Source organism: Dialister sp. i34-0019-2H8, assembly GCF_042846925.1.
Lineage (GTDB): Bacteria > Bacillota > Negativicutes > Veillonellales > Dialisteraceae > Dialister.
The window spans coordinates 2,364,315-2,382,036 of the sequence record NZ_BAABYQ010000001.1; the positions used below are offsets into that span (position 1 = coordinate 2,364,315).

The following is a 17,722-nucleotide window of genomic DNA, read 5'->3' on the forward strand; positions in this document are numbered from 1 at the left end:
ATATGTAAAGGACTTGTGGTTCAGGGTCAGCCCCCGGGTAATGCTATTAAGTTAAGCGGCAGAACGTTCTTGGCTCCCCATCGGGGGAGCTCCCCGAAGGGGTTGTGCAAGCGAACTGGATTTTTAGGAGTGAAGCGACGCGAAAATCCAGTGAGACGCCATTTCGAACGAAGTGAGATGAGGGGGCTATGTAGCGGTATTGCATGAAAGTGTTGGAATGTCGATAGCATCGGACTATTCAACTATACCTATGACGATACACGCAGGGGCTGTGAAATAATAGCTCCATGAACACAAAAAAGGACTTTCGATTTTTGCGAATCAAAAGTCCTTTTTCGTGTTAGAATTTAACTGCAATGAAAACCCTAACTGTGTATTATGGTACTCCCAAACAGGGAATTTTACCAGCATTTTTTTCTGAGTGCCTAGATATCACAGATCCGGTTTTCACGTTTGACAGATTTATGGAGGAAATCGATTTACGCAAATATCTGAGCAAACTCCCTGCTCATAAGTTGGGAAGAATCAGATATAATCCCGTCAATATGTTGAAAACGGTTCTGTTCGGGTTTATGGATGAAGGATGCATCTCTCTCAGAAAGCTGGAAGACAATTGCAAAGTCAATATCCGCTATAAATACCTTATGGACGGTAAACGCCCGTCCTATCGGACTTTCGGATATTTCATCAATACTGTCCTGATGAATCAAGCTGAATCGCTCTTTTATGAAATCACCCAGGAAATCATCACCAAAGAGCATGTAGACCTGGATCACCTTTATATCGATGGCTCCAAATTCGAAGCCAATGCCAACAAGTACTCCTGGGTCTGGAAAAAAGGTACGGAGAAGTCGAGATTCCGTCTGTGTACCAAAATCTCAGCACTCCTAGAAGAAATCAATGAAATGTTGGGCTGTAGTGGACTGAAAGTCGAGAGCAATTCAGAATATGCTCCTGCATATCTGGAGCTCATCCTGAGCAAACTTCATGAAATCTGGAGCCTGGACGAGGAAAAATTTGTCCATGGCAAAGGGCACCGTAAGAGTCCGGAACAGCGGAATTACGAAAAGCTAAAAAAATATCTACATAAACTTAAAGAATATGGGGAAAAGTTAAGTATCTGTGGAGAGAATCGCAACAGCTATTCTAAAACGGATCATTCAGCTACGTTCATGCGGATCAAGAGAGACTACATGGGAAACGATCAGCTGCTGCCGGCATATAACGTCCAAGTAGGCATAGCCGATGAATACATAGCAGTCCTTGACGTAAACCAGTACAGGTCAGATATGGACTGCTTCGTCCCCCTTCTGGAAAAGTTTTATGAGCACCATGGGATATATCCAAAATATCCAGTAGCTGACGCAGGGTATGGTTCATTCAATAACTATCTGTACTGCAGCGAACATGGGATGGAAGCCTGTATGAAATTCCCCATGTTCTTCAAAGAAACGAAGGACAAGAAGTATCACGAGGACCCATTCCGCGCAGTCAATTTCAAGACGACGGTGGATGGAGCGCTGCTCTGTCCCAACGGAAAGAAGTTCAAATTCGTCTACAGGAAAAACATTCGGGGCAACCAATATGGCCGTCAGGAAGAAATCTATGAATGTGAGGACTGCAGTGGCTGTCCTTATGCAGAACGTTGCAAGAAAACACCTCATAACAGACGGATCAGCCTGAATCGTGAACTTACAAAGGTCCATGCTGAAGTCATTGGACGATTGACAGATACCCGTGGATTTCTGCTGAGGAGGAACCGTGCGATTCAAGCAGAAGGCACTTTCGGAGTGATGAAGAACGACCGGGAATATGACCGGATTGTCCGAAGAGGTATGGATTCAGTGAAAATGGAAGTGTTTCTAGTTTCTATTGGCTTCAACCTGTACAAATACCATAGGAAGCAACAGGCACATATGGATATGGCAGCTTAATTTTAAAAAGCTGATTTTTGGGGGAAAGGGGGAAGTATGCCCTTTTCCTCTTGTTTTTTACTACCAGGAGTGAAAAAGGACACAAAAGAAGGAGCTGTGAAGAAATGGATCTTCATTTCTTCACAGCCCCTGAGGTTGGCCGCGTGAAACGGTACTCCCACATTCGGGGAAGCCAACCCCGCCTCGCTTCGCTCGTCTGCCCCTTCCAGAGGAAGGGGCGCGAATGATTTTTAAGGAAACACTGATTCAATCGTTGTCATTCGCGGTCAAGGACTCGCACTTCCCCCACATATGCCGCGCACTTCTCCGCTTTCCTCATCTGTCTTTCATGCCGCCAGTGCCCTATCCGCCCCTTCGGGGCACCTTCCTCTCGAGGGGAAGGCTGGCGATACGAGGAAAACCTGCGATCAACAGACCTTCGGGCATCGCCCCGTTTCGTCATCCTGAGCGGAGAAAAGGGTAAGGTTAAGATGGACAAATACACAGGCAAGAAAAATGATGCTTCGCTTTTACATGACATCTGCGGGCATCGCCCCATATATTCGCGGCGAAGCCGCCACCTTCATTCCTCATTCCTCATTCAAATCCCTTCCCCCCTGAAAATTTTTTCTTGACTTCCCATCCCCGAAAGTGTATAGTAGTTTCAACTTCATAAAGGCAGTGAAGAGAAGAGTACATGAAGGACGCTGGCAAAGAGAGCTCCGGCTGGTGAGAAGGAGCGCAGACGAATCCATGGAAGATGGCCTCTGAGCCTGGCATGCTGAATGATGAAGCAGCCCGGGATCTCCCGATATAGAGACAAGGTATCAAGGCTATCGCCGTCGTACCTCATAAGGTGTCCCGAAGTGATTCGGACATAAAATTGGGTGGTAACACGAAGTATCTCGTCCCTTTCAGGGAGCGGGATTTTTTTATTGCCCCGCATTTCCTATCAAGGAGGAATTCACTATGAAACTGACAAAAGCAATCGCACTGTCCCTCGCAGCCCTCATCGCTGCAGGCGCTATCGCCGGCTGCGGCGACCAGAAGAAAGAAGCCAAAGCACCGGCTGACAAGAAAGAAATCACCGTCGGCATCACTTCCGGCTATTCGGAACAGGTCATGGAGTTCGTCGCAAAGAAAGCAGAAAAAGAAGGGCTCAAGGTGAACCTCAAGGCTTTCGGTGACTATGTCACTCCGGATGCCGCCCTCGCTGCCGGCGAGATCGACCTGAACTCCTACCAGCACGGCCCGTACCTCGAAGCCTACAATGAAAAGAACGGCACGAAGCTGATCTCCATCGGCAATACCTATCTGGCTCCGCTGCGCATCTACTCCAACAAATACAAAGACCTGAAGGATGTGCCGGACGGTGCCAGGGTCTCCATCCCGAACGACCCGTCCAACGGCGGCCGTGCGCTCCTCCTCCTCGATAAGCAAGGTCTCCTCAAGCTGAAGGAAGGCACCGATCCGACCAAGGCTGTCGTCGGTGATATCGCAGAAAACCCGAAGCACCTCGAGATCCTCGAGCTCGAAGCGCCGCAGCTCCCGCGTTCTTTGGATGACGTAGCGATCTCTGTCATCAATGCCGGCTACGCAAAGGCTGCCAGCCTCGACACGAAGACCGCCCTCGCGACCGAAGACAATACCTCGCCTTATGTCAATATCATCGCAGCCCGCGAGCAGGATAAAGAGAACCCGACCTACCAGAAATTCGTCAAGATCTTCCAGTCTGAGGATGTCAAGAAATACATCAATGACAACTTCAGCGACGGCCTCGTTCCGGCCTTCTGATAGCCGCTGGCTATGCGCCATGAAAGGCCCATCGGAGCATCTTCCCAAAAATGGAAATGCCCCGACGGGCCTTTTGCGTGCCTGACCGGAACGCGGGACCAGGGACGGGTGACTAGTGACTGGCAGCTCTCTCTCATTGTCATTTCGAGCAAAGCGAGAAATCTTTTCCATCGCGATCAGGGACTCACGCTCCCCCACATGTGCCGCGCACTTCTCCGCTTTCCTCATCTGTCTTTCATACCGCCTGTGCCCTATCCGCCCCTGCGGGGCACCTTCCCCTAGAGGGGAAGGCTGACGATACGGGGTAAACCTGCACTCAAGAGACCTTCGAACATCACCCCGTTTCGTCATCCTGAGCGGCGAGAAACGTCATATGTGAGATAACGAATGCCAGAACCGCTGCGACCTCTTCATCGATCTCGGCGAAGCCGCCTTCATTTCTAAATTTTCATTCACATGCCCTCCTCTTTCCTTTATAATATAGATAATAAAGGGAAGGGGAGATTTTTATGTTACGCATTGCAACGGTCGACGACAATCCGGCTGACCTCAAAGAGATCCGGATGTGCCTCTCACATTATTTTCAGAAAAGGTCAGGACAGACGCCCATCGACTACACCATCTCAGCCTACACCAGCGGCCCATCCTTTCTGGAAAATTTTGAAAAAGGCGACTACGACCTCATCCTCCTTGACATCTACATGCCCCGCATGACCGGTATGCAGGTAGCCGAAGAGATCCGCGCCATCGATGAGGACGCATGGATCATCTTCCTCACCACCAGCCGCGACCACGCACTCGAAAGCTACAACGTCTTCGCCTCCGGCTACGTGCTAAAGCCGCTCCTTGAAAATGCGCCGCAGCTCGAGACCCTTCTGACACGTCTCCTCCCGGAGGATGCGCTCGCCGCAAAGACGCTCACCGTAAAGCTCGCCGGCGGCGAATGCCTCTCCGTCCCCTACAGCCACATCCTCTACATGGACTGTCAGGGCAGCCGCGGCGCCATCCTCCATCTCGAAGACCGCACCCTTGCCTCGCAGAACAGCTACCAGGAGCTGGCAGACATTCTCCTTACCGATGAGCGCTTCCTCGAGACCTACCATCGCCTCATTCTCAATATGAATGCCGTCACCGCCATGAAGAAGGATACCTTCCTATTGAAAGGAGATCTGTCTCTCCCTATCAGCCGCCGGAAAAAGAAAGAAGTCAAGCAGCAGTACATGCAGTTTCTGCTGTCGAGATAGAGCTAGTGACTGGGAGACTAAGAGACACCCGTCCCCCTGTCATCCCGAGCGCAGCCGAGGGATCTTTGTTGCACAGCGATTAGTATCCCTCCTGCCCCTGCACGGAAAAACGCCTTCGTGCTGCATTTTTAGGTTTTCAAGCTCTCACCGCTCATCGGTCTGCAAGGAAGATTTCTCGGCAACGCTTTCAATGACGATACGCTTGGAACGCAGCCCATCCTATTCGCGGCGAAGCCGCCACCACAAGCTTGAAAACAGGGATGCGTGGCTAGGGATTAGAGATTAGGAGTGCCGAGTGACTGGTGACTTAAATGCCATCTTCGGGCATTGCCCCATATATATTCGCGGCGAAGCCGCCACCTTCACTCCTAATTCCTCATTTCTAATTTCTCATCCGAGCGAGGCTTTCCATCGCATTCAAGAGGCAGCACGCCCCTCGGATTAAGGAAACACCGGGCACTCATTTCATAAGGAGCAAACCCATGACCGATATCCTTCTTCTGGTCTCTGCCATCGCCATCCTTCAGTCAGGCGGAGCCTATGTACGCTATATGCCCTTTGCGGGCATCATGGACGCTAAGACGAAACGCCGCCTTTTTTACGCGGACTGTCTCATCCTGCTCATCAATATGAGCTGGCAAACCCTCCTCACAAACCAGCTCGGCCTCAATGTCTTCACGTATAAGTGCTGTCTTGCACTCGGCTGGATCCCCTTCTTTCTCTCGATGCTTTTTATCTTCCCCACCGCTAAAGCCGCGCAAATATTCATTCTAGGCATGCAGGGCATCTACCAGTTTGCTCTCCACGGCATATCGGGACTCTGTATACTATTCTGTTTCCCGAATATACCACCGGAGAACCTCCTGATCCCGCATCTCCTCATCTATGACTTCTTCCTTGCATTGACACTTCCCGGTGCCTACCACCTCTTTTCCCCTATGCTGCCCTCGAAGCGCTTCATGAATGAAAAATCCTACTCCTACTATATGGCCGCCATCCCGATGCTGCTCGTCATTGCCGCCACCCCCACAAGTCTCCTTGGCAAGCTCTGGTCTCCTGATAAACTCTTTGTCTGGCTGATCCTCACCATTTTCTTCATCGCTTTCAACCGCTACCTCATCCTGGAAAAGAAAGACTTTGAAAATTTGACGAATATCCAGAGTGCAAACCACCTGATGGAGAAATCCATTTCCTTCCTCCAATCCTATGCCCAGATCCTGCAGGATAACGGGAAAGAAATGTCCCTCTTCCGGCACGACCTGCGCCACCGGATCCTTGCACTCCACGGACTCCTGCAGCAAGGGCAGACAGAAGAAGCCCTTGCCCTTTTGGAAAGCTCTCACGAAGACTTAGAGCGCACCGCCACCCACCCCTACTGCCTGAATCCGATCATCAACGCCATCATCTCTATCTATTTCGAAAAAGCGAAAGAACTCTCCGTCCGCACCAGCCATAAAATTTCCTTCCCGCAGAGCCTTCCCTCCATCGAAAGCCCGCTCGCCTACGTACTTGCGAACCTTCTCGAAAATGCCATCCAAGCCTCCGCCACCATGCCCAAAGAGAAACGCACCGTCGACCTCACGCTCCTTATGAAAGGAAATCAGATCGCACTCTCCGTCGTGAACCCATACGACACGCCTATCTGCTTTGATGAGAATGGCTACCCCAAAGCAGACAAGGAAGGCCATGGCTTCGGCATGGTCTCCATCGCCCGCTTCCTAGATGCCCACAATGCCTATAAAAATTTCACCCAGGAGGACGGTATAGTACGCTTCGAAGCGTACTTCACCGTGGAAGATGAGTAACTGTGACCAGAGACTAGGGATTAGGGATTAGAAAATTCATTTTACCGTTTATTTACATTCGAAAGATATAATAAGGATAAGGAAACACTGATTCAATCGCAGAGTCAGCTTTTACAAGAATTTTTATACATAGCTTCGTCATTTATATAAAACTCCGCGGCGCTTCCTCATTTGATGCGCCGTACCTTCACTCCTCACTCCCCACTTGATTCGGAAGTTGACTGACATGCCAGTGATTTAGAAAATGCAATACTAGTTCCTAGTCACTTTTCCCCCGAAAGGAGTCCCATCATGATCCGTCTTCTCTTTATCTCGCACACCGGAAATAATGAACCGCCGATGGCTCAATGCATCATGGACCACCTCATTCAGAAGGCCGGTCTGACAGACTCACTCTCCGTCTCTGCCGCCTCATTTGCCAAAGAAGGCGCTCCCCTTTCCAAGGCGGCGCAGGAGACACTCTCTGCCCACGGCATCCCCTATACGATGAAAAAGACCTTCCCCATCGCCTGGAAGACCTATGATGACTACGACTTCATCCTCCTCATGAATGATAAGAACAATCCCGATATCTTCAATACCATGGGCGGCGATGTCGATGAGAAGATCCATCTCCTCTCCGAATACGCCGGAAAAGAAGCCGATATCCCGAACCCGCACAAGGGCGCTGCCTTCGAAGATGCGTATGAAGAGGAGGAAAAAGCCTGCGAAGGTCTTTTGAAGAAGCTCGAAGCATGGATACGGTGAGGAGAAAGAGACCGTCCCCTTCCACCATAAGATCCATTCCCCCCATAAAAAAGGAGCTGTGAAGAAATGAGGATTCATTTCTTCACAGCCCCTTTTTACTTTGCTTTCATTTGGTTCAGGGTTCAGCGCTCTCGTGGCGGCTTCGCCGCAACTATACCTATGACGATACACGCAGCCTTTTTTTCTCCCTCCTTCCTTTGGAAGGAGGTGCCCCGAAGGGGCGGAGGTTGGCCGCGTGAAACGCTACTCCCACATTCAGGGAAACCAACCCCGCCTCGCTTCGCTCGTCTGCCCCTTCCAGAGGAAGGGGCGCGAATGATTTTTTAGGAAACACTGATTCAATCGTTGTCATTCGCAGTCAGGGACTCACGCCCCACATGTGCCGCGCTGTTCCGCTTTCCTCATCTGTCTTTCATACCGCCTGTGCCCTATCCGCCCCTGCGGGGCACCTTCCCCTCGAGGGGAAGGCTGACGATACGAGAATACCCTCTTCTAAAAAAGGTGGCACACCACCCTTGTGAACCTATCCGCTCCCCAAGTACCGTCATCCCGAGCGCAGCCGAGGGATCTTTATTGCACTGTCACCATATGCACACATATGCCCTCACTCAAACGACACCTTGGTGCTTCCTTTTTCGTCTTTCCCTCGCTCACGATTTACCGCTCTGCAAGAAGGATCCCTCCACTTCGGTCGGGATGACGTTCAAGAAAGGCGGATAGCCTCACATAGTCTTTCACACCGCTTCGTGGATCCATCCTGCGCCTTTGGCGCGCCCCTTCTCTACGGGGCTACTCGTATCGTAATATAACACCGCTAGTTCCAAAACATGCAACGTATCTCCCAGATGAGAGCCCTGAAGTTTGAAAGCAGAAAGAACATCTACCCTTTATGCGAATCCTCATAGGATAAGGAAACGCCGATTCAACCAAGCAAAAAAGGAAGCTCTCGCGAGCTTCCTTTTTGGCATGTACTTTATTCCGCTTTCTTTTCCAGGATCTCCATGAACTGTTCTCCCGTGATGGTTTCCTTTTCATAGAGGTACTTTGCGAGCTCATCGAGCTTTTTGCGATGTTCCTCAAGGAGCCGCCTTGCCTTCTCATGCTGCGTCTTGATGAGATCGGAGACGGCCTTGTCGATGCGTGCCTGTGTCTCCGGCGAGCAGGCGAGGGTGGTATCGCCGCCCAGGTACTGGTTCGTCACATTTTCCATGGCGACCATGCCGAATTCATCACTCATCCCATATCGCGTGATCATCGCACGCGCCAGACGGGTGGCTTTCTCGATATCGTTCGATGCCCCATTGGTGGATGTGCCGAAGACGACCTCCTCCGCCGCACGGCCGCCGGTCAGGGTGGCGATCTGGTCAAGCATTTCCTCTTTATTCATGAGGTAATGATTGCCCTGCTCCACCTGCATGGTGTAGCCCAGCGCCCCGCTGGTCCTTGGGATGATGGTGATCTTCTGCACCGGTGCGCTATGGGACTGCAAGGCGGCGACAAGGGCGTGGCCGATCTCATGGTAGGAAACGATGCATTTCTCTTTGTCCGTCAAGATCGCATGCTTCTTCTGATAGCCAGCGATGACGACCTCGATGGACTCCTCCATGTCTTCCTGTGTCGCATAGGGACGATGGTCGCGGACAGCGCGGAGAGCGGCTTCATTCACGATGTTTGCGAGCTCTGCCCCTGATGCGCCGGAGGCCATGCGCGCCACCTTGTCGTAGTCGATGGAAGGCGCGGTCTTGATCTTCGCCGCATGGACCTTGAGGATCGCGACGCGCCCCTGAAGGTCCGGCAGTGTGACCGGCACCTGACGGTCAAAGCGTCCCGGACGTGTGAGCGCCGGGTCAAGTGATTCCGGACGGTTCGTCGCTGCCAGGATGATGACACCCGCATTGTCTTCGAAACCATCCATCTCTGTCAGGAGCTGGTTCAGCGTCTGCTCGCGCTCATCATTGCCGCCCAAGGCAGCGCCGCCGCGCTTCTTGCCGATGGCATCGATCTCATCGATGAAAACGATACACGGTGCTTTTTCCTTCGCCTGCTTGAAGAGGTCGCGGACCTTCGCCGCCCCCATGCCGACGAACATTTCTACAAATTCCGAGCCGGAAATGGAGAAGAATGGCACTTCGGACTCGCCGGCGACGGCCTTCGCCAGCATGGTCTTGCCGGTGCCTGGCGGGCCCACGAGAAGGATGCCCTTCGGCATCTTCGCACCGATGTCTCTGTACTTCGTCGGATCGTGCAGGTACTCGACGACCTCCTGCAGGCTGTCCTTCGCTTCATCTTCACCGGCGACATCGGAGAATTTGATCCCGTTCGTCGGCTTGACGAAGATCTTCGCATTCGATTTCCCCATGCCGAACTGCATCGCGCCGGGGCCTCCCATGTTCTTCATCAGCCGCTTATTCATGTAGTGGCCGATGCCGAAGAAGATGAGGATCGGCAGTACCCAGGAGAGCAGCGCCGATAAGAGCGGATTCATCGCTTCGACGATCTCTCCGGTGAAATCCGCGCCCGACTTGTGCAGACGCTCCACCAGCTCGGGATCATTCATGAGAGCTGTCTTGTATGCCTGCTTGTCGTCCTTCTTCGTAAAGAGGATCTTGTCCTGCTCCACCTGTACCTTGTCGATCTCCTGATTCTCCGTCATCGTCATGAAGGAGGAATAGTCCACTTCTTTCACGGCATTCTCACGGAGCATCGGCACGAAGATCGAGTTGAACAGGAAGATCGCAAGGAAGATCAAAATGTAATACGCCAGTATGGGCCGTTTCGGCATTTTGACTTCGTTCATAGCGTTTCCCTTTCTTTGAAATATATTTTTGACCATTGGTCAGTAATTATATTATACGCCCTTTGAAGAGGAAATGGTAGGGGCAGGTTTGGGGCAGCGGATACAGCAGAGAAGGCGCAAATATACCTATGACGATACACGCAGCCCCTTCGGGGCGGAGGTTGGCCGCGTGAAACGGTACTCCCACATTCAGGGAAGCCAACCCCGCCTCGCTTCGCTCGTCTGCCCCTTCCAGAAGAAGGAGCGCGAATGATTTTTAAGAAAACACGGATTCAATCGTTGTCATTCGCAGTCAGGGACTCGCACTTCCCACACATATGTTGCGCACTTCTCCGCTTTCCTCATCTGTCTTTCATGCCGCCTGTGCCCTATCCGCCCCTGCGGGGCACCTTCCCCTAGAGGGGAAGGCTGCGATACGAGGATACCATCCTCTAAAAAAGGCGGCGAAGCCGCCACCTTCATTTCTAATTCCTCATTCCCCCTCTATCTGATCCCCCAGAAGCGTTCCGTATTCTCCTTCGCGCATTTCGTGAGCACCTCTTCCGAGACGCCCATGTACTGCGCAAGCGTCCTCGCCACGTAGGTGATATTCTGCGGCACATTCGTCCTCGGCAGGTGGAAGCCGCGCGGCGTGAGGTACGGCGCATCCGTCTCGATCATCACGCGATCCAGCAGAAGGATCGAGACCGCCTCGCGCAGGTCATCCGCGCGGCGCTCATCGCAGATCCATCCGGTGATGCCGATGTAGAAGCCCATATCGAGCAGCCGCCGGAGCGTTTTCTTATCCCCCGTGTAGCAGTGGACGACGGCGCGCGGACAGATGGCTTCGTGTCCAGCAAAGCAGGCAATGAAGTCCTCCGCTGCGTCCCGCTCGTGAAGGAAGAGCGGCTTTCCCAATTTCTCTGCGAGCAGGATCAGCTCCTTGAAGTAGTGGATCTGATTCTCCTTCCTGCTGTACATGCGGTCATAGTCAAGCCCCGTCTCCCCCACCGCCAGGATGCGGGGATTCGTGGTCAATATTTCCTCGATGCGCGCCACGTCCTCCTCCTTCGCTTCGTCGGCGCTGTGCGGATGGATCCCCGCCGTCCCGTAGACGTCATGGGTCTTCGTGAAATCATTCACGAGCTCATTCTCCTCCGCCTCCGAGCCTGTCAGGATACACTGGATCCCCGCGGCGTGCGCATCCTCGATGATCTTCTCCGGATGGGGGAAGGATTTCGTAAAAAGATTCAGTCCGATATCGTAGTAGGTGTATGGCATAGCGTTCGTCCTTTCTGAAATGTTTTTCATTTTTAGAGTTGTGCTATAATAAGCATAAGGGAAATGACCGGAACCTTCGCCCTTTATTGGCGGGGGGCTGGTCATTTTTTTGTGTGATCATTTGTATTATATCACTCGGTGGGATTACTCTTCGCAGGAAGCCAAATCTCTTTTTCTCGCAAAATTCAATTCATGGCACAAAAAAAGAGCCCGCAAGGGCTCTGGCATGTCTGTGGAGCGGATGAAGGGAGTCGAACCCTCCTGTCCAGCTTGGGAAGCTGGCGTTCTACCGATGAACTACACCCGCATACTCATGCATAGATAATACCATACTTTCCGCTCTTTTTCCAGTCTTGGCGAAAAGTTATTTAGGGAAACGGCTCGTCAAATCACCAGCAACAAAAAGGAGCGGTGAAGAAATGAATCCTCATTTCTTCACCACCCCTTTTTACTTTGCTTTCATTTGGTTCAGGGTTCAGGGTTCAGGATTAGTGAATCATCCTTTGATGGCTGCTTTCCCTTTCTTCAGCCAGTCCATGAGGAGTGGGGAGAAGGCGGAGAGGACGCAGAGGATGATGAGGGCCCAGCAGATCGGGGTGGAGAAGAGGATGGAAATGTCGTTGCCCGAAAGGGTGAGGCTTCTCCTCAGGCCACGCTCGCCGATCGGCCCTAAGATGAGGGCGAGGACGACGGCAGCGGTATTGAGGCCCATCTTACGCATGAGGTATCCCATGACGCCGAAAATGAACATGAGGACGACGTCGACGAAGCTATTATTGATGGCGAAGGAGCCGACGACGCAGAGGACGAAGATACACGGGATGAGGATGGCATCGGAGATCTTGGCGATGTGCGCGAAGATGCGGCAGCCGCCGAGTCCGATGAGGAGCATGAAGAACTGTACGATGACGAAGCCGGCGAAGAAGGTGTAGGTCATCGGCGCATATTTTGTGAAAAGCTCCGGCCCCGGCTGGAGGCCCTGGATGATGAGGCCGCCCATAAGGACGGCGGTGACGGATTCACCCGGGATGCCGAGAGTCAGCGTCGGGATGAGCGAGCCGCCGGTGACGGCGTTGTTTGCTGCTTCGGAGCCCGCGACGCCTTCGATGGAGCCGTGTCCAAATTTCTCCGGTGTTTTGGAGAACTGCTTGGCAGTATTGTAGCCGAGGAAGCAGGCGATGGAGGCGCCCGCGCCAGGAAGAATGCCGATGATGTTCCCGATGAGCCATGAGCGGATGACGGTCGGCGCGATCTGTTTCAGTTCATGGGCTTTGAGCAGCACGGAGTCTTTGAATTTCACAATGCTTCCGCGTTCCTTGATGGCTTTTTCCATGAGGATAAAGACTTGGGACATGGAGAAAAGTCCGATCATCGCGCAGGTGACATTGATGCCGTTGTAAAGCTCATCAACACCAAACATGTAGCGCGCGGTCCCTTCCATCGGGTCCATGCCGATGGTGGAGAGGATGAGCCCGAAGGCACCGCTCATGAGGCCCTTGACCATGGAGCCGGTGGTGACGCCGGCGATGATGGTGAGTCCGAAGAGGGCGAGCCAGAAATATTCCGGACTGCCGAATTTCATCGCAAGCTCTGCAAGGAGCGGTGCGAAGAAGTAGAGGGAAATGCAGGAGAGAAGCCCGCCGAAGAAAGAAGCGGTGCAGGCGGTGCCGAGCGCTTTGCCCGCACGTCCCTGTTTGGTGAGCTCATAGCCGTCGAGTGCGGTCGCAGCCGAAGCCGGAGTGCCCGGGGTGTGGATCAGGATGGCGCAGATGGAGCCGCCGAAGATGGCGCCGCAGTAAATGCCGCCGAGCATGATGAGACCTGTTTCTGCCTTCATCCCGAAGGTGAGAGGCAGGAGGAGCGCGACGCCCATCGCCGCCGAGAGCCCTGGCATACAGCCGACAATGACGCCGATGGTGACGCCGATCACCATCATGAGAAGATTCATAGGGTCCAGAGCATTACCGAAGCCCTGGGCCATCAGTGCTAATGTATTCGCATCCATGTCATTTCCTCCTTAGAGCAAGTCTTCGATGAGCATGCCCATCGGAAGGGGCACATTCAGGAAGAGATCAAAGGTACCGAATACCAGCACCACCATACCGGCGAGGACCAGCAGAATGTAGAGCGGACGGATCTTGAAGAATTTCAGACAGAAGAGCAGGTAGACCAGGGATGCGGGATAGAAACCGACAAGGTACATCATGACAAAGTAGAGGATGAAGGCCGCAAACATGGTCCAGAATTGTTTCGGCATAAAGCCGTCGAAGAGGACCGGCATGTCGTTTTCCGAAGTTTTTTCTCTCCGGTAGTCACGCACCATCTGCCCCACGCGGACAGTGGTGAGAATGAGCAGGAGCCCGATGACGAAGTGCGGATAGTGCCGCGCCCCGAGGGGAAAGCTCTGTGTCAGGTAGAGGAAAAAGAAACTGAAAGCGTACATGAAGCCGCAGATATAGATATCTGATTTTTTCATGAAATGGTTTGACTCCTTTGGAAAATGGGGTAAGGATTCAGGGTGTGCCCGCGGGGCGTGTCGCCCCGTGATTGCATGCGAAAGAGGGGGAGCGGTTTCTATAGGTTCAAGAGGTTCCATGGGGTTGGTGCGGCGCATAAAATTACGAAAGCGCCGCGGAAAATTGAAACCAGCGGTTTTCTCGTATCGCCAACCTAATCCCTAGTCACCAGAAAGCAGAAGCGAGAAACGAGCATTTGCACCTTCTCGTTTCCCGCTTTTGTAATTTCCAGAGAATAGGGATCACGCTGCGAATCCTGAACCTATCGACCTGAACCCTGCACCCTCAATTATTTCGCATACAGCTTAGAAACAACGTTCTTGCAGAAGTCCATCTGTTCTGCGATCATCTGGCCAAGGGCTTTGCTGTCTTTGAAGTCAATGACCATGCCCGCATTTTCATGGGCTTTCTTGACTTCCGGATCTTCCATGGTCTTCTTGAACGCATCTTCGTAGAACTTGATCACATTGTCCGGGGTGCCCTTCGGAGCAACGAGGGCACGCGCGGAGCCGTACCATTTATTATAGTAGCCGAGTTCGCCCAAGGTCGGTACATCTGGGAGCTGCGGGTCTCTCTTTTCCGCATAGACGCCGAGGACTTTCAGTTCTGCGCTGTCGCCTTTGATGAGTTTTGCCACATCAGCGACTTTCGCGCAGGAGAAATCGACTTCGCCCTGACGGAGAGCGAGGAGCTGGTCAGCAGTTCCGCCATAAGGAACTGCGTTGTATTCAAATTTCGCAGACTGTGCAAGGAGCTGGGCTGCGGTGTGATTCGAAGCCTGCACGCCATTCGTAGAGCATTTCAGCTGTCCCGGGTTTGCCTGTGCATCTGCAACGAGTTCCTTCAGGCTGTTCCACTTCGCATCCTTCTTGACCACGACGACAGCCGTTTCTGTCAGGTGGTTGCAGATCGGGACGATGGACTTATCCGTGAATGCAGAGCCTTCCATCTGCGCGAGCGTGGTGTAGGTCGGCAGGTTGATGAAGCCGATGGTCTGTCCGTCCGGCTTGGATTTTGCAAGCTCCGTCCAGCCGATCTTGCCGTCAGCGCCCGGTTTATTTTCGATGACGAGTGTCTGCCCGACATATTTCTTCGCGCTGTTCGTCAAGAGACGCGCACCGGTGTCCGTGCCGGAGCCGGCCTTGTACGCCACGATGACTTTGACGTCCTTTGTTGGTTTCCACGCAGCGTCGCCTGCGGCTTTCTTGTCTTTGTTTCCGCAGCCGGCAAAAAGAATGCCTGCGGAAAGAACTGCGACACCGAGCAATGCCAGTTTCTTATTCATAGGTTTCCTCCTTGCATCTTCCGAGATGCTCCCTCAAAATCGTGCAAGAGGATAGTCCGTCTTTCTGAAGGCTTCATCGCCCCTCTATTCTGTTGCACGTTTATCAGAAATATTTTATCATTCTGTTTTTTCGTAAACAACAGGTAAAGTGCTTGTAAAGCGTTCATTGAACAAGTATATGCTTATTATTTGCGTTTACTCATGCCTCCGGCAGTGCATATGAGAGAAAGGCATAGAAGCCTAGGGGCATCTTCTAAAATTGATATAGAACAGAAAAGGTTTCGGGTTAGCCCAAGGGGCGGCTCGTCCATAGATTGCGCTTGAAAGTTTTCCCAGAGTTGGAAATAAGAAGTGGCCAGGGATTAGGAGCCGCGAGTGACTAGTGACTTGAATACCACCTTCGAGCATCGCCACCATCTATACTCCGCGGCGCTTCTATATTTTTATGCGCCGCACCTTTATTCCTCATTCCTCATTCCTCATTCCTCATTCGAGCAAAGCTTTCTTTCACAATCAAGGGGCAGCCCCCTAAGGGCTGCCCCTCTATCCTCACGCGCCGAAGAAGATCTCCAGCCCGATCCCGATAAGGATCACGCCGCCTAAGATGGTCGCCTTATCCGCGAGCTTCATGCCGAAGCGTTTCCCAAGGAAGAGCCCTGCGATGCAGATAACGAAGGTCACGATGCCGATGATGATACTTGCGAGCATCGCTTTGGCGAAGGGGTACTCCGCCAAGGTGAAGCCGACGGAGAGCGCGTCCATGGAGGTCGCAAGCCCCTGGAGCAGCAGATATCGGAAGCCCACGCTGACCTTGACGTCCTCTTCATCTCCGGAGAGACCGTCACGGATCATAAGCCCGCCGATGGCGACGAGCAGGACCAGCGATGCCCACGGCACCAGCGGGAGCAGCACCTGAAAAAGATCGACGATCCGGTTCACACACGCCCAGCCTACCATCGGCATCAGCCACTGGAAGAAGCCGAAGGTCCCCGCGATGAGACACATGGTGCGGATGCGGAGGAAATGATTCGCAAGGCCATTCGCAAGCGAGACGGAAAAAGCGTCCATCGCAAGTCCCACGCCGAGCAGGACGCTGTTCAAAATAAATAAACCACTCATTGATATCTCCCCGAAATGAAATGGGCTGTGCGATTTGGGTAGCTAGGGACTAGTGACTGGTGACTGAAATGCCACTTTCGGGCATCGCCCCATATATTCGCGGCAAAGCCGCCACCTTCATTCCTAATTCCAATTCCTAACTCCTGATTTTATCTCGTGCGCTGTCTTTTCCCCACGAAAAAAAGACCCCGCGCACAGCCGAAAACTATGCACGTGAGTCTCGCATTTTTAAAGCAAGCCAGGCAGGATGTACGGGTCACTGCCAGTATGTTGACGGGCTCCACCGAAGTGGCTGCTACTCCCTCACTTATGGGAGAATGATAGCATGAAAAGCGTCCCGTGTCAAAGGGTTTGGAAGTGACTGGTGACTAGTGACTGGTGACTGAAATGCAGCCTTTGCCATCTCTATTGCCCCATCAGAACCCGGTGAACTTCTTTGGTAATGAAATCAACGGACGATCTACTCGATGAGTGAATCCTAGTCCCTAGCCACCAGTCACTAGTCACTCATCCCCTCACATGTCTCTTCGGATGACGGAAAGGACGTCCTTCCAATGGGCGAACTGATACGGCGTCATCTGGTCAAGCTCTTCGCGGTCGGCGTCGGAGTAGCGGTCATAGATCACGGCGAAGTCGATGCCGGCATTTCTTGCCGCGGCCGCACCCGCCAGCGAATCCTCGAAGATGAAGCATTCTTCTTTGGAAAGGCCCATGTCCTCGATGACCTTCAGGTAGATGGCCGGGCTTGGCTTGATCTCCGGCGCATCCTCCTGCGTGTAGATCCTCGTGAAGCAGGAATCAAGCGGTGCTTTGCCGCGGATATTTTTATTTTCCTTCCGATATACCTCCATATTGCCGCGGCGCGTGGTGCTGGCGATCACGAGTGTCTTCCCGTCTTTTTTGAAAGCATGGAGCACCTCCGGTGCGCCCGGCTTGTAGTCCACGACCTCCTTCAGGAAATGCTGCGCTATGCGGTAACGCTCCTGCAGAATGTCTTCAGCCTGCCATGCAGAGGCATACGTTTTCCCCAGCTCCTCGCAGTAAGAAAGATACGGCTTCTCCGCATCCCGATGCTCCTTCAGGAAGCGCTCTCTTCTCTGCTGGATATCGCCCTCTGCCATGGCAGGCCCGCCAAGCGTTTGGATCAGCCGGAGGTCTACCTGGTTCCACACGCCGACGGAGTCGATCAGCGTCCCGTCCATATCAAAAATGATCGTCGACTTGTTCTCAAACATATATACT

At 52.7% G+C, this 17,722-nt stretch carries 12 protein-coding genes, 1 tRNA gene and 1 other annotated feature; of the genes, 5 read left to right on the forward strand and 8 right to left on the reverse strand.

Annotated elements, in window-relative coordinates; genetic code table 11:
• The first annotated feature begins 356 nt into the window (after nt 1-356).
• From ACGG9R_RS10335 to ACGG9R_RS10355, 5 genes are all read left to right on the forward strand, one after another.
• Nucleotides 357-1,934, forward strand: coding sequence for an IS1182 family transposase (locus ACGG9R_RS10335; RefSeq protein ID WP_390154741.1), 1,578 nt, complete (start codon nt 357-359; stop codon nt 1,932-1,934).
• Between the two features lie 651 nt (nt 1,935-2,585).
• Nucleotides 2,586-2,829: a binding site (T-box leader), on the forward strand.
• Nucleotides 2,830-2,882: 53 nt separating this feature from the next.
• A complete protein-coding gene (locus tag ACGG9R_RS10340) occupies nt 2,883-3,707 on the forward strand; it encodes a MetQ/NlpA family ABC transporter substrate-binding protein (RefSeq protein WP_390154743.1) in 825 nt (274 codons plus the stop codon).
• Nucleotides 3,708-4,216: 509 nt separating this feature from the next.
• Nucleotides 4,217-4,951, forward strand: a complete 735-nt coding sequence (locus tag ACGG9R_RS10345) for a LytR/AlgR family response regulator transcription factor (RefSeq protein WP_390154746.1) — start codon at nt 4,217-4,219, stop codon at nt 4,949-4,951.
• Nucleotides 4,952-5,433: 482 nt separating this feature from the next.
• Nucleotides 5,434-6,756, forward strand: a complete 1,323-nt coding sequence (locus tag ACGG9R_RS10350; RefSeq protein ID WP_390154749.1) for a sensor histidine kinase — start codon at nt 5,434-5,436, stop codon at nt 6,754-6,756.
• A 291-nt stretch (nt 6,757-7,047) separates the two neighbouring features.
• Nucleotides 7,048-7,503, forward strand: coding sequence for a hypothetical protein (locus tag ACGG9R_RS10355; RefSeq protein WP_390154752.1), 456 nt, complete (start codon nt 7,048-7,050; stop codon nt 7,501-7,503).
• A 973-nt stretch (nt 7,504-8,476) separates the two neighbouring features.
• On the opposite strand, the gene ftsH is transcribed toward ACGG9R_RS10355, so the two are convergent.
• The 8 genes from ftsH to ACGG9R_RS10395 form a co-directional block, all read right to left on the reverse strand.
• The gene (ftsH, locus tag ACGG9R_RS10360) at nt 8,477-10,300 is read right to left on the reverse strand and encodes an ATP-dependent zinc metalloprotease FtsH (RefSeq protein WP_390154755.1); all 1,824 of its coding nucleotides are present in this window, start codon (nt 10,298-10,300) and stop codon (nt 8,477-8,479) included.
• Between the two features lie 483 nt (nt 10,301-10,783).
• The gene (locus ACGG9R_RS10365; protein ID WP_390154758.1) at nt 10,784-11,560 is read right to left on the reverse strand and encodes a TatD family hydrolase; all 777 of its coding nucleotides are present in this window, start codon (nt 11,558-11,560) and stop codon (nt 10,784-10,786) included.
• 233 nt (nt 11,561-11,793) lie between these two features.
• A tRNA-Gly gene (locus ACGG9R_RS10370) sits at nt 11,794-11,867 on the reverse strand.
• A gap of 189 nt (nt 11,868-12,056) precedes the next feature.
• A complete protein-coding gene (locus ACGG9R_RS10375) occupies nt 12,057-13,565 on the reverse strand; it encodes a tripartite tricarboxylate transporter permease (RefSeq protein WP_390154761.1) in 1,509 nt (502 codons plus the stop codon).
• Nucleotides 13,566-13,577: 12 nt separating this feature from the next.
• Nucleotides 13,578-14,036, reverse strand: a complete 459-nt coding sequence (locus ACGG9R_RS10380; protein WP_390154763.1) for a tripartite tricarboxylate transporter TctB family protein — start codon at nt 14,034-14,036, stop codon at nt 13,578-13,580.
• A 329-nt stretch (nt 14,037-14,365) separates the two neighbouring features.
• Nucleotides 14,366-15,361 (reverse strand): tripartite tricarboxylate transporter substrate binding protein, encoded by a 996-nt coding sequence (locus tag ACGG9R_RS10385; RefSeq protein WP_055236429.1) that lies wholly within the window; start codon nt 15,359-15,361, stop codon nt 14,366-14,368.
• A 549-nt stretch (nt 15,362-15,910) separates the two neighbouring features.
• On the reverse strand, nt 15,911-16,480 hold the full coding sequence (locus tag ACGG9R_RS10390; RefSeq protein WP_390154767.1) for a manganese efflux pump MntP family protein: 570 nt from the start codon (nt 16,478-16,480) through the stop codon (nt 15,911-15,913).
• Nucleotides 16,481-16,995: 515 nt separating this feature from the next.
• Nucleotides 16,996-17,715, reverse strand: a complete 720-nt coding sequence (locus tag ACGG9R_RS10395) for an HAD family hydrolase (protein WP_390154770.1) — start codon at nt 17,713-17,715, stop codon at nt 16,996-16,998.
• Between the last annotated feature and the right edge of the window lie 7 nt (nt 17,716-17,722).

Excerpts from the sequence above, each read along its gene's own strand:
- ACGG9R_RS10335 (WP_390154741.1), top strand. The coding sequence starts at position 357 with ATGAAAACCCTAACTGTGTATTATGGTACTCCCAAACAGGGAATTTTA.
- ACGG9R_RS10340 (WP_390154743.1), top strand. The coding sequence starts at position 2,883 with ATGAAACTGACAAAAGCAATCGCACTGTCCCTCGCAGCCCTCATCGCT.
- ACGG9R_RS10345 (WP_390154746.1), top strand. The coding sequence starts at position 4,217 with ATGTTACGCATTGCAACGGTCGACGACAATCCGGCTGACCTCAAAGAG.
- ACGG9R_RS10350 (WP_390154749.1), top strand. The coding sequence starts at position 5,434 with ATGACCGATATCCTTCTTCTGGTCTCTGCCATCGCCATCCTTCAGTCA.
- ACGG9R_RS10355 (WP_390154752.1), top strand. The coding sequence starts at position 7,048 with ATGATCCGTCTTCTCTTTATCTCGCACACCGGAAATAATGAACCGCCG.
- ftsH (WP_390154755.1), bottom strand. The coding sequence starts at position 10,300 with ATGAACGAAGTCAAAATGCCGAAACGGCCCATACTGGCGTATTACATT.
- ACGG9R_RS10365 (WP_390154758.1), bottom strand. The coding sequence starts at position 11,560 with ATGCCATACACCTACTACGATATCGGACTGAATCTTTTTACGAAATCC.
- ACGG9R_RS10375 (WP_390154761.1), bottom strand. The coding sequence starts at position 13,565 with ATGGATGCGAATACATTAGCACTGATGGCCCAGGGCTTCGGTAATGCT.
- ACGG9R_RS10380 (WP_390154763.1), bottom strand. The coding sequence starts at position 14,036 with ATGAAAAAATCAGATATCTATATCTGCGGCTTCATGTACGCTTTCAGT.
- ACGG9R_RS10385 (WP_055236429.1), bottom strand. The coding sequence starts at position 15,361 with ATGAATAAGAAACTGGCATTGCTCGGTGTCGCAGTTCTTTCCGCAGGC.
- ACGG9R_RS10390 (WP_390154767.1), bottom strand. The coding sequence starts at position 16,480 with ATGAGTGGTTTATTTATTTTGAACAGCGTCCTGCTCGGCGTGGGACTT.
- ACGG9R_RS10395 (WP_390154770.1), bottom strand. The coding sequence starts at position 17,715 with ATGTTTGAGAACAAGTCGACGATCATTTTTGATATGGACGGGACGCTG.